Source organism: Pseudomonas shirazica (assembly GCF_015168335.1).
Lineage (GTDB): Bacteria > Pseudomonadota > Gammaproteobacteria > Pseudomonadales > Pseudomonadaceae > Aquipseudomonas > Aquipseudomonas asiatica.
The window spans coordinates 4,773,120-4,784,801 of sequence record NZ_CP063456.1 but is presented as its reverse complement, the minus strand read 5'-3'; the positions used below and the strand labels follow the sequence as shown (position 1 = coordinate 4,784,801).

General features: G+C 54.9%; 8 protein-coding genes, 4 tRNA genes and 3 rRNA genes. All 15 read left to right on the top strand.

Going from position 1 to position 11,682, the window contains the following annotated elements:
* Window positions 1-117: 117 nt before the first annotated feature.
* The 15 genes from IMX18_RS22165 (at window position 118) to rplA (ending at window position 11,555) form a co-directional block, all read left to right on the top strand.
* Window positions 118-1,654, top strand: a 16S ribosomal RNA gene (locus IMX18_RS22165).
* Between the two features lie 317 nt (window positions 1,655-1,971).
* Window positions 1,972-4,863 (top strand): 23S ribosomal RNA (locus IMX18_RS22160).
* A 131-nt stretch (window positions 4,864-4,994) separates the two neighbouring features.
* Window positions 4,995-5,110, top strand: a 5S ribosomal RNA gene (gene rrf / locus IMX18_RS22155).
* Together the 16S, 23S and 5S rRNA genes form the textbook arrangement of a ribosomal RNA operon.
* A gap of 270 nt (window positions 5,111-5,380) precedes the next feature.
* Complete coding sequence (birA, locus tag IMX18_RS22150) at window positions 5,381-6,340, top strand: bifunctional biotin--[acetyl-CoA-carboxylase] ligase/biotin operon repressor BirA (protein WP_015268743.1); 960 nt, start codon at window positions 5,381-5,383, stop codon at window positions 6,338-6,340.
* Window positions 6,330-7,079 carry a pantothenate kinase gene (locus tag IMX18_RS22145; protein WP_015268744.1) on the top strand — a complete coding sequence of 250 codons (750 nt, stop codon included), beginning with the start codon at window positions 6,330-6,332 and terminating at the stop codon, window positions 7,077-7,079. The genes birA and IMX18_RS22145 overlap by 11 nt, the downstream gene beginning before the upstream one ends.
* A 7-nt stretch (window positions 7,080-7,086) precedes the next feature.
* Window positions 7,087-7,512, top strand: a complete 426-nt coding sequence (locus IMX18_RS22140) for a hypothetical protein (protein ID WP_015268745.1) — start codon at window positions 7,087-7,089, stop codon at window positions 7,510-7,512.
* Between the two features lie 152 nt (window positions 7,513-7,664).
* Window positions 7,665-7,748, top strand: a tRNA-Tyr gene (locus tag IMX18_RS22135).
* A gap of 24 nt (window positions 7,749-7,772) precedes the next feature.
* Window positions 7,773-7,846: transfer RNA gene (locus tag IMX18_RS22130), tRNA-Gly, on the top strand.
* 29 nt (window positions 7,847-7,875) lie between these two features.
* Window positions 7,876-7,951: transfer RNA gene (locus tag IMX18_RS22125), tRNA-Thr, on the top strand.
* Window positions 7,952-8,029: 78 nt separating this feature from the next.
* Window positions 8,030-9,223 carry an elongation factor Tu gene (tuf, locus tag IMX18_RS22120; protein WP_013970626.1) on the top strand — a complete coding sequence of 398 codons (1,194 nt, stop codon included), beginning with the start codon at window positions 8,030-8,032 and terminating at the stop codon, window positions 9,221-9,223.
* A 54-nt stretch (window positions 9,224-9,277) separates the two neighbouring features.
* Window positions 9,278-9,353 (top strand) — tRNA-Trp (locus IMX18_RS22115).
* A gap of 44 nt (window positions 9,354-9,397) precedes the next feature.
* Window positions 9,398-9,766 (top strand): preprotein translocase subunit SecE, encoded by a 369-nt coding sequence (gene secE, locus IMX18_RS22110; protein ID WP_003257081.1) that lies wholly within the window; start codon window positions 9,398-9,400, stop codon window positions 9,764-9,766.
* 9 nt (window positions 9,767-9,775) lie between these two features.
* Entirely contained in the window at window positions 9,776-10,309 is a 534-nt protein-coding gene (gene nusG / locus IMX18_RS22105) for a transcription termination/antitermination protein NusG (protein ID WP_003255501.1), read from the top strand.
* Between the two features lie 119 nt (window positions 10,310-10,428).
* Entirely contained in the window at window positions 10,429-10,860 is a 432-nt protein-coding gene (gene rplK, locus IMX18_RS22100) for a 50S ribosomal protein L11 (RefSeq protein WP_003255500.1), read from the top strand.
* Window positions 10,860-11,555, top strand: coding sequence for a 50S ribosomal protein L1 (rplA, locus tag IMX18_RS22095; RefSeq protein ID WP_013970629.1), 696 nt, complete (start codon window positions 10,860-10,862; stop codon window positions 11,553-11,555). The genes rplK and rplA overlap by 1 nt, the downstream gene beginning before the upstream one ends.
* Window positions 11,556-11,682 lie beyond the last annotated feature (127 nt).

Genomic DNA, 11,682 nt, shown 5'->3' with positions numbered 1-11,682 from the left:
AGTACGGACTGATAGTCACAAAGATTATCAGCATCACAAGTGGCCATGCGAGAAATCACATAGTCATTTGAGATTGCTGAGCCAAGTTTAGGGTTTCTTAAAAACCCAAGCAGTATTGAACTGAAGAGTTTGATCATGGCTCAGATTGAACGCTGGCGGCAGGCCTAACACATGCAAGTCGAGCGGATGACGGGAGCTTGCTCCTTGATTCAGCGGCGGACGGGTGAGTAATGCCTAGGAATCTGCCTGGTAGTGGGGGACAACGTTTCGAAAGGAACGCTAATACCGCATACGTCCTACGGGAGAAAGCAGGGGACCTTCGGGCCTTGCGCTATCAGATGAGCCTAGGTCGGATTAGCTAGTTGGTGAGGTAATGGCTCACCAAGGCGACGATCCGTAACTGGTCTGAGAGGATGATCAGTCACACTGGAACTGAGACACGGTCCAGACTCCTACGGGAGGCAGCAGTGGGGAATATTGGACAATGGGCGAAAGCCTGATCCAGCCATGCCGCGTGTGTGAAGAAGGTCTTCGGATTGTAAAGCACTTTAAGTTGGGAGGAAGGGCAGTAAGTTAATACCTTGCTGTTTTGACGTTACCGACAGAATAAGCACCGGCTAACTCTGTGCCAGCAGCCGCGGTAATACAGAGGGTGCAAGCGTTAATCGGAATTACTGGGCGTAAAGCGCGCGTAGGTGGTTCGTTAAGTTGGATGTGAAAGCCCCGGGCTCAACCTGGGAACTGCATCCAAAACTGGCGAGCTAGAGTACGGTAGAGGGTGGTGGAATTTCCTGTGTAGCGGTGAAATGCGTAGATATAGGAAGGAACACCAGTGGCGAAGGCGACCACCTGGACTGATACTGACACTGAGGTGCGAAAGCGTGGGGAGCAAACAGGATTAGATACCCTGGTAGTCCACGCCGTAAACGATGTCAACTAGCCGTTGGAATCCTTGAGATTTTAGTGGCGCAGCTAACGCATTAAGTTGACCGCCTGGGGAGTACGGCCGCAAGGTTAAAACTCAAATGAATTGACGGGGGCCCGCACAAGCGGTGGAGCATGTGGTTTAATTCGAAGCAACGCGAAGAACCTTACCAGGCCTTGACATGCAGAGAACTTTCCAGAGATGGATTGGTGCCTTCGGGAACTCTGACACAGGTGCTGCATGGCTGTCGTCAGCTCGTGTCGTGAGATGTTGGGTTAAGTCCCGTAACGAGCGCAACCCTTGTCCTTAGTTACCAGCACGTTATGGTGGGCACTCTAAGGAGACTGCCGGTGACAAACCGGAGGAAGGTGGGGATGACGTCAAGTCATCATGGCCCTTACGGCCTGGGCTACACACGTGCTACAATGGTCGGTACAGAGGGTTGCCAAGCCGCGAGGTGGAGCTAATCTCACAAAACCGATCGTAGTCCGGATCGCAGTCTGCAACTCGACTGCGTGAAGTCGGAATCGCTAGTAATCGCGAATCAGAATGTCGCGGTGAATACGTTCCCGGGCCTTGTACACACCGCCCGTCACACCATGGGAGTGGGTTGCACCAGAAGTAGCTAGTCTAACCTTCGGGAGGACGGTTACCACGGTGTGATTCATGACTGGGGTGAAGTCGTAACAAGGTAGCCGTAGGGGAACCTGCGGCTGGATCACCTCCTTAATCGACGACATCAGCCTGCTGATGAGCTCCCACACGAATTGCTTGATTCATGGTTGAAGACGATCAAGATCCTGTATGGATCTTGTGTTGTTCCTGGTCAGAACTTGGAAATGAGCATTCGTTTCGAATGTTGATTTCTGACTTTTGTCAGATCGTTCTTTAAAAATTCGGATATGTGATAGATATAGACTGATGACCAGTTTCACTGCTGGTTAATCAGGCTAAGGTAAAATTTGTGAGTTCTGCTCGAAAGAGCAACATGCGAATTTTCGGCGAATGTCGTCTTCACAGTATAACCAGATTGCTTGGGGTTATATGGTCAAGTGAAGAAGCGCATACGGTGGATGCCTTGGCAGTCAGAGGCGATGAAAGACGTGGTAGCCTGCGATAAGCTTTGGGGAGTCGGCAAACAGACTGTGATCCAGAGATCTCTGAATGGGGGAACCCACTCAGCATAAGCTGAGTATCTTGTACTGAATACATAGGTGCAAGAGGCGAACCAGGGGAACTGAAACATCTAAGTACCCTGAGGAAAAGAAATCAACCGAGATTCCCTTAGTAGTGGCGAGCGAACGGGGACCAGCCCTTAAGTTGATTTGAGATTAGTGGAACGCTCTGGAAAGTGCGGCCATAGTGGGTGATAGCCCCGTACACGAAAATCTCTTGTCAATGAAATCGAGTAGGACGGAGCACGAGAAACTTTGTCTGAATATGGGGGGACCATCCTCCAAGGCTAAATACTACTGACTGACCGATAGTGAACCAGTACCGTGAGGGAAAGGCGAAAAGAACCCCGGAGAGGGGAGTGAAATAGAACCTGAAACCGTATGCGTACAAGCAGTGGGAGCCTACTTTGTTAGGTGACTGCGTACCTTTTGTATAATGGGTCAGCGACTTATATTCAGTGGCGAGCTTAACCGAATAGGGGAGGCGTAGCGAAAGCGAGTCTTAATAGGGCGTTTAGTCGCTGGGTATAGACCCGAAACCGGGCGATCTATCCATGGGCAGGTTGAAGGTTAGGTAACACTGACTGGAGGACCGAACCGACTACCGTTGAAAAGTTAGCGGATGACCTGTGGATCGGAGTGAAAGGCTAATCAAGCTCGGAGATAGCTGGTTCTCCTCGAAAGCTATTTAGGTAGCGCCTCATGTATCACTCCAGGGGGTAGAGCACTGTTTCGGCTAGGGGGTCATCCCGACTTACCAAACCGATGCAAACTCCGAATACCTGGAAGTGCCGAGCATGGGAGACACACGGCGGGTGCTAACGTCCGTCGTGAAAAGGGAAACAACCCAGACCGTCAGCTAAGGTCCCAAAGTCATGGTTAAGTGGGAAACGATGTGGGAAGGCTTAGACAGCTAGGAGGTTGGCTTAGAAGCAGCCACCCTTTAAAGAAAGCGTAATAGCTCACTAGTCGAGTCGGCCTGCGCGGAAGATGTAACGGGGCTCAAACCATGCACCGAAGCTACGGGTGTCATCTTTGATGACGCGGTAGAGGAGCGTTCTGTAAGCCTGTGAAGGTGAGTTGAGAAGCTTGCTGGAGGTATCAGAAGTGCGAATGCTGACATGAGTAACGACAATGCGAGTGAAAAACTCGCACGCCGAAAGACCAAGGTTTCCTGCGCAACGTTAATCGACGCAGGGTTAGTCGGTCCCTAAGGCGAGGCTGAAAAGCGTAGTCGATGGAAAACAGGTTAATATTCCTGTACTTCCAGTTATTGCGATGGAGGGACGGAGAAGGTTAGGCCAGCCTGGCGTTGGTTGTCCAGGTTTAAGGTGGTAGGCTGAAATCTTAGGCAAATCCGGGATTTCAAGGCCGAGAGCTGATGACGAGTTGCCTTTAGGCGACGAAGTGGTTGATACCATGCTTCCAAGAAAAGCTCCTAAGCTTCAGATAACTGGGAACCGTACCCCAAACCGACACAGGTGGTTAGGTAGAGAATACCAAGGCGCTTGAGAGAACTCGGGTGAAGGAACTAGGCAAAATGGCACCGTAACTTCGGGAGAAGGTGCGCCGGCGAGGGTGAAGGACTTGCTCCGTAAGCCCATGCCGGTCGAAGATACCAGGCCGCTGCGACTGTTTATTAAAAACACAGCACTCTGCAAACACGAAAGTGGACGTATAGGGTGTGACGCCTGCCCGGTGCCGGAAGGTTAATTGATGGGGTTAGCGCAAGCGAAGCTCTTGATCGAAGCCCCGGTAAACGGCGGCCGTAACTATAACGGTCCTAAGGTAGCGAAATTCCTTGTCGGGTAAGTTCCGACCTGCACGAATGGCGTAACGATGGCGGCGCTGTCTCCACCCGAGACTCAGTGAAATTGAAATCGCTGTGAAGATGCAGTGTATCCGCGGCTAGACGGAAAGACCCCGTGAACCTTTACTATAGCTTTGCACTGGACTTTGAATTTGCTTGTGTAGGATAGGTGGGAGGCTTTGAAGTGGGGACGCCAGTTCTCATGGAGCCATCCTTGAAATACCACCCTGGCAACTTTGAGGTTCTAACTCAGGTCCGTTATCCGGATCGAGGACAGTGTATGGTGGGTAGTTTGACTGGGGCGGTCTCCTCCCAAAGAGTAACGGAGGAGTACGAAGGTGCGCTCAGACCGGTCGGAAATCGGTCGTAGAGTATAAAGGCAAAAGCGCGCTTGACTGCGAGACAAACACGTCGAGCAGGTACGAAAGTAGGTCTTAGTGATCCGGTGGTTCTGTATGGAAGGGCCATCGCTCAACGGATAAAAGGTACTCCGGGGATAACAGGCTGATACCGCCCAAGAGTTCATATCGACGGCGGTGTTTGGCACCTCGATGTCGGCTCATCACATCCTGGGGCTGAAGCCGGTCCCAAGGGTATGGCTGTTCGCCATTTAAAGTGGTACGCGAGCTGGGTTTAGAACGTCGTGAGACAGTTCGGTCCCTATCTGCCGTGGACGTTTGAGATTTGAGAGGGGCTGCTCCTAGTACGAGAGGACCGGAGTGGACGAACCTCTGGTGTTCCGGTTGTCACGCCAGTGGCATTGCCGGGTAGCTATGTTCGGAAGAGATAACCGCTGAAAGCATCTAAGCGGGAAACTTGCCTCAAGATGAGATCTCACTGGGATCTTGAATCCCCTGAAGGGCCGTCGAAGACTACGACGTTGATAGGTTGGGTGTGTAAGCGCTGTGAGGCGTTGAGCTAACCAATACTAATTGCCCGTGAGGCTTGACCATATAACACCCAAGCAATTTGCTAACGCAGATTGCGGTGGTGAAGACGAAACAACCGAAAGTTCGCAACATCACAAATATCGCATATCCGAATTCGCTGGGCTGTCCATCTGGACATTCTGGCAACAGAATTTCTTGACGACCATAGAGCATTGGAACCACCTGATCCCATCCCGAACTCAGCAGTGAAACGATGCATCGCCGATGGTAGTGTGGGGTTTCCCCATGTGAGAGTAGGTCATCGTCAAGATTCATTTCGCAAAACCCCTATCTGCACATGCAGGTAGGGGTTTTGTCTTTGTGGCGCAAAAATTCCCGGGCATACAGCGGGTTCACCTGCGAACACCAGCAAGGCCGGTGCCATCCACCGCGTCGCCTGCTTTGCGGCGAAAGCCCATAAGTGCGGCGGGGTCTTCAGGGTATGCTGCAGGATCCCCATCGCCCTGCCGGCGGGCCCTTTTCCTATGCAAGCCAACGGCCCATAGCTATCATGCCTGCCTTATTCCAAGTCGAGACTGGCATGCTGAAGTTGTTGAATCTCCTCAAGGATGGTCGGTTCCATTCCGGAGAAGCTCTGGGGTCGGCCCTCGGGGTAAGTCGCAGCGCCGTTTGGAAGCAGCTGCAGCACCTGGAGAGCGAACTGAACCTCACCATTCACAAGGTTCGTGGGCGCGGCTATCAGCTGGCGGCGCCACTGGCTTTGCTCGATGCACAGGCGATCTCCGAGTTTGCCGAAGGCGAGCGTTGGCCCGTGTTCATCCACGAAACCATCGACTCGACCAATGCCGAAGGCTTGCGGCTCGCCGGGGAAGGGCAGATCGCTCCATTCCTGGTCCTGGCCGAGCGCCAGAGCGCCGGCCGTGGTCGGCGCGGTCGGCAGTGGGTCAGCCCGTTTGCCGAAAACCTCTATTACAGCCTGGTTCTCCGCGTGGATGGTGGCATGCGCCAGCTCGAGGGCTTGAGCCTGGTGGTTGGATTGGCGGTAATGCGTACCCTGCAGGCTTTTGGTGTAAGGGATGTGGGGCTCAAATGGCCCAACGATGTCCTCGTTCGCGGGCAAAAGATCACCGGTATCCTCCTGGAGTTAGTGGGCGACCCGGCAGATGTTTGTCATGTGGTGCTGGGTATTGGCATCAATGTGAACATGCAAACCAACGATCAGGTCGACCAGATGTGGACCTCGATGCGTCGCGAAATAGGTGCGGCAATAGACCGTAACCGGCTGGTAGCGTTGCTCAGTCAGCAGTTGCAGCACGAATTGGCACGGCATCGTCGCTATGGGTTTGCCGCATTCCAGGAAGAATGGGAACAGGCGCACCTCTGGCAGGGGCGCAGTGTTTCTCTGGTTGCCGGTAGCACGCGTATTGATGGCGTGGTTCTTGGCGTCGACGGGCAGGGCGGCTTGCGCCTTGAGGTGGACGGGGTGGAGAAGAGCTTCAGTGGTGGTGAGCTCAGTTTGAGGTTGCGTGATGATTCTTGAGCTCGATTGCGGTAACAGCTTCATCAAATGGCGAGTAATCCATGTCGCTGATGCAGTGATTGAAAGCGGCGGTATCGTCGACTCCGATCAGGCGCTGGTGGCCGAAGTGGCTGCACTGGCTTCGGTGCGTCTCAGCGGTTGCCGCATTGTCAGTGTGCGCAGTGAGGACGAAACCGATGCGCTTTGCGCGCTGATTGCCCAGGCGTTTGCCGTGCAGGCACGGGTGGCGCACCCGGCCCGGGAAATGGCGGGTGTGCGCAATGGCTATGACGATTACCAGCGCCTGGGCATGGACCGTTGGTTGGCGGCGCTAGGAGCCTTTCACTTGGCCAGGGGCGCCTGCCTGGTCATTGATCTGGGGACCGCTGCAAAAGCGGATTTCGTGGCGGCGAATGGCGAGCATCTGGGTGGCTACATCTGCCCGGGGATGCCATTGATGCGTAGCCAGTTGCGTACGCACACCCGGCGTATCCGTTATGACGATGCTTCCGCCGAGCGGGCATTGGCCAGTCTGGCGCCGGGACGCTCGACGGTCGAGGCGGTCGAGCGCGGTTGCGTGTTGATGCTTCAGGGTTTTGCGCGTACCCAGCTCGAACAGGCGCGTGCATTGTGGGGGGAGGATTTCACGGTGTTCCTCACAGGTGGCGATGCGCCGCTGGTAAAGGAGGCCGTCCCCCAGGCGCGTGTCGTGCCTGACCTGGTTTTCGTAGGCCTGGCCATGGCCTGCCCATTGGATTGAGGTGCCTATGCGTTGGTTGTTTCTGCTGTTACTGGTGCTTAACGTCTTCTATTACGTGTGGCACCAGCAGGAAGCCCCGCTGAAGGTCAAGGAAGTCGCGCCCTTGTCGCTGTACAAGGGCAATCAGCAAGAAATCCGCCTGTTGCGCGAAACAGGGGTGTCGGCACCGCCCAAGCGGCGGGACGAGTGCCTGGTGGTCGGTGGTGTGATGGGGCAGGGGCAGCTCGATGCGCTGCGTCAGCGTTTGATGAGCTTGGATATTGCCACGCTGCCGGTGGTGGGGCAGCTGCCAGGGGCGGACGGTCGTTGGCTCAAGGTTGCCCCGGAAAGCGAGCGTTTGCTGGACCAAACCGTCCTTGCGACTCTTTCCAACGATTTCAAAGACTTAAAACACAAAATTATTTTCTGCCAGGGTATTGCAACTGGCGAATAGCTTGATAGAATGGCGCCCGCTTCACAGGGAAGACCACTCAGGTGGCAGAACTGGAAGCAGTGTCAAAGCAGCTAAGTTTCAGATTTGATTGAAAAAATTTGAAAAAACGCTTGACACTAGGGCGGCAGACAAATAGAATGCCGGCCACATCTGGAGGGATTCCCGAGCGGTCAAAGGGGACGGACTGTAAATCCGTTGCGAGAGCTTCGAAGGTTCGAATCCTTCTCCCTCCACCAGTTTTAGCGAGAGCCGCAAGCTCCGCGGGTATAGTTTAGTGGTAGAACCTCAGCCTTCCAAGCTGATGATGCGGGTTCGATTCCCGCTACCCGCTCCAAGTTTGCTGGATTTTGCACAAAGTGTTTCGCTCTTGTAGCTCAGTTGGTAGAGCACACCCTTGGTAAGGGTGAGGTCAGCGGTTCAAGTCCGCTCAAGAGCTCCATATAAACAAGGCAGATATGAAAATATCTGCCTTTGTTTTATCAGCGCAAGACTATTTCTTCTGCGGAGGATTGTATCGATGGCTAAGGAAAAGTTTGATCGTTCCCTTCCCCACGTTAACGTCGGCACTATCGGCCACGTTGACCACGGTAAGACCACTCTGACCGCAGCTCTGACTCGCGTCTGCTCCGAAGTTTTCGGTTCGGCAGTCGTTGAGTTCGACAAGATCGACTCGGCTCCGGAAGAAAAAGCGCGCGGTATCACCATCAACACCGCTCACGTCGAGTACAACTCGAACATTCGTCACTACGCTCACGTTGACTGCCCAGGTCACGCTGACTACGTGAAGAACATGATCACCGGTGCTGCCCAGATGGACGGCGCGATCCTGGTTTGCTCGGCCGCCGATGGTCCGATGCCACAAACCCGTGAGCACATCCTGCTGTCCCGTCAGGTAGGCGTTCCTTACATCGTGGTCTTCCTGAACAAGGCTGACCTGGTGGACGACGCCGAGCTGCTGGAACTGGTCGAGATGGAAGTTCGCGACCTGCTGTCCACCTACGACTTCCCAGGCGACGATACCCCGATCATCATCGGTTCGGCTCGTATGGCCCTGGAAGGCAAAGACGACAACGAAATGGGTACTACCGCTGTCAAGAAGCTGGTAGAAACTCTGGATGCCTACATCCCTGAGCCAGTTCGTGCCGTTGACCAGCCGTTCCTGATGCCGATCGAAGACGTATTCTCGATCTCGGGTCGTGGTACCGTTGTTACCGGTCGTATCGAGCGTGGTATCGTCCGCGTTCAGGATCCGCTGGAAATCGTTGGTCTGCGTGACACCACCACCACCACCTGCACCGGTGTTGAGATGTTCCGCAAGCTGCTGGACGAAGGTCGTGCTGGCGAGAACTGCGGCGTTCTGCTGCGTGGTACCAAGCGTGACGACGTTGAGCGTGGCCAGGTTCTGGTCAAGCCAGGTTCGGTCAAGCCGCACACCAAGTTCACCGCAGAAGTCTACGTTCTGTCGAAGGAAGAAGGCGGTCGTCACACTCCGTTCTTCAAAGGCTACCGTCCTCAGTTCTACTTCCGTACCACTGACGTGACCGGTAACTGCGAACTGCCGGAAGGCGTTGAAATGGTAATGCCAGGTGACAACATTCAGATGACTGTCACCCTGATCAAGACCATCGCAATGGAAGACGGTCTGCGCTTCGCTATCCGTGAAGGCGGTCGTACCGTCGGCGCCGGCGTCGTAGCAAAAATTATTGAATAAGTAGTTGATTTACTTGATCAGGCCGGTATAATGGCCGGCCTGATACAGCGTTACAGGTCAGTAGCTCAATTGGCAGAGCGACGGTCTCCAAAACCGTAGGTTGGGGGTTCGATTCCCTCCTGACCTGCCATTTCACCTCGGTGTGATGGCTTTCTTCTCACAGGATCCTCCTCGATGACTCCCAAAACTGAAGCCCAAGAATCGCGTTTTGATCTGTTCAAGTGGCTGGCTGTAGTGGCTTTGGTGGTTGTCGGTGTAGTGGGTAACCAGTATTACTCCGCCTCCCCGATCCTGTATCGCGTCCTTGCACTTCTCGTCCTGGCTGCTGTCGCGGGCTTTGTAGCTCTGCAGACTGCGAAGGGCAAGTCGTTCTTTGCGCTGGCGAAGGAAGCTCGTACCGAGATTCGTAAAGTCGTGTGGCCGACCCGCCAGGAAACCACCCAGACCACGCTGATTGTCGTGGCTGTCGTGCTGGTTATGGCACTGCTGCTGTGGGGTCTTGATTCCCTGCTCGGCTGGGCGGTCTCCTTGATCGTTGGCTAAAGGTGTCCCGTGGCTAAGCGTTGGTATGTTGTGCATGCTTACTCGGGTTACGAGAAGCATGTAATGCGCTCCCTGATCGAGCGCGTCAAGCTGGCTGGCATGGAAGACGGTTTCGGCGAGATCTTGGTCCCGACCGAAGAAGTCGTCGAAATGCGCAATGGCCAGAAGCGCAAGAGTGAGCGTAAATTCTTCCCTGGCTATGTACTGGTCCAGATGGAGATGAACGAAGGGACTTGGCACTTGGTCAAGGACACCCCTCGTGTGATGGGCTTTATTGGCGGCACCGCAGACAAGCCTGCGCCGATCACCGATAAAGAAGCAGAGGCTATCCTGCGTCGCGTTGCCGACGGTAGCGACAAGCCGAAGCCGAAGACGCTGTTCGAGCCGGGTGAAGTGGTTCGAGTCATTGACGGTCCGTTCGCTGACTTCAATGGTAGTGTCGAAGAGGTTAACTACGAAAAGAGTCGCCTGCAGGTAGCGGTGCTCATTTTCGGTCGCTCTACTCCGGTGGAGCTCGAGTTCAGCCAGGTCGAAAAGGTCTAGGCGGACGAAGCATCCCATACCCCGCAGCCCTGTGTGCTGCGGGGTTTTGTCGTCACTGGGATAAAACGCAAGTCATCCGGGGAGCCAACAGGCGTTCGTACCCGATTTTGGAGTAGCTCATGGCTAAGAAGATTCAGGCTTACATCAAGCTGCAAGTTAAGGCCGGCCAGGCCAACCCAAGCCCACCCGTTGGTCCAGCACTGGGTCAACACGGTGTGAACATCATGGAATTCTGCAAGGCCTTCAACGCCCGTACCCAGGGTCAAGAAGCCGGCCTGCCGACTCCTGTGATCATCACTGTCTACAGCGACCGTAGCTTCACCTTCGAGACCAAGAGCACCCCTGCCTCGGTTCTGCTGAAGAAAGCTGCTGGCCTGACCAGTGGTTCGGCTCGCCCGAACACCGTTAAAGTCGGTACCGTTACCCGTGCTCAGCTGGAAGACATCGCCAAAGCTAAACAGGCTGATCTGACTGCCGCTGACCTGGACGCTGCTGTACGCACCATCGCTGGCTCTGCCCGCAGCATGGGCCTGAACGTGGAGGGTGTGTAATGGCTAAGCTGACCAAACGCCAAAAGGCAATCGCCGAGAAAATCGAAGCAGGCAAGGCCTACAACTTCGAAGAAGCGGCCACTCTGCTGGCTTCGCTGCCGGCTGCCAAGTTCGTAGAGTCCTACGACATCGCCGTTAACCTTGGTGTTGACCCGCGTAAATCTGACCAGGTCGTACGTAGCGCTACCGTGCTGCCACACGGCACTGGCAAGACCGTTCGCGTTGCTGTCTTCACCCAGGGTCCAGCTGCTGAAGCCGCTCTGGCTGCCGGCGCTGACCGCGTAGGTATGGACGATCTGGCTGCCGAAATGAAAGGCGGCGACCTGAACTATGACGTCGTCATCGCATCGCCTGATGCCATGCGCGTTGTAGGTCAACTGGGTCAGGTTCTGGGTCCTCGCGGCCTGATGCCTAACCCGAAAGTTGGTACCGTGACCCCAGACGTAGCCGGCGCTGTCAAGAACGCCAAGGCTGGTCAGGTTCGCTACCGTACCGACAAGAACGGTATCATCCACACCTCCGTTGGCAAGGTCGGCTTCGAAGCCGGCAAGCTGAAGGAAAACGTTGAAGCCCTGATCGCTGATCTGAAGCGTATCAAGCCAGCTTCCTCGAAAGGTATCTACGTCAAGCGCGTTACCCTGAGCACCACCATGGGCCCAGGTCTGGTCATCGATCAGAGCTCGCTGAACGTGTAAGAACATGGTGGCGCGACCTGTCGCGCCACCAGCAAAAATTGGGGTCCCTGCCTGGCGGGGGCTATCCAAGACCGTAGGCGGCGCAAGCCTTAAAATACCAGCCCACGCAGATGGTGCTCCCGATTCG

Excerpts from the sequence above, each read along its gene's own strand:
- birA (WP_015268743.1), top strand. The coding sequence starts at position 5,381 with ATGCTGAAGTTGTTGAATCTCCTCAAGGATGGTCGGTTCCATTCCGGA.
- IMX18_RS22145 (WP_015268744.1), top strand. The coding sequence starts at position 6,330 with ATGATTCTTGAGCTCGATTGCGGTAACAGCTTCATCAAATGGCGAGTA.
- IMX18_RS22140 (WP_015268745.1), top strand. The coding sequence starts at position 7,087 with ATGCGTTGGTTGTTTCTGCTGTTACTGGTGCTTAACGTCTTCTATTAC.
- tuf (WP_013970626.1), top strand. The coding sequence starts at position 8,030 with ATGGCTAAGGAAAAGTTTGATCGTTCCCTTCCCCACGTTAACGTCGGC.
- secE (WP_003257081.1), top strand. The coding sequence starts at position 9,398 with ATGACTCCCAAAACTGAAGCCCAAGAATCGCGTTTTGATCTGTTCAAG.
- rplK (WP_003255500.1), top strand. The coding sequence starts at position 10,429 with ATGGCTAAGAAGATTCAGGCTTACATCAAGCTGCAAGTTAAGGCCGGC.
- rplA (WP_013970629.1), top strand. The coding sequence starts at position 10,860 with ATGGCTAAGCTGACCAAACGCCAAAAGGCAATCGCCGAGAAAATCGAA.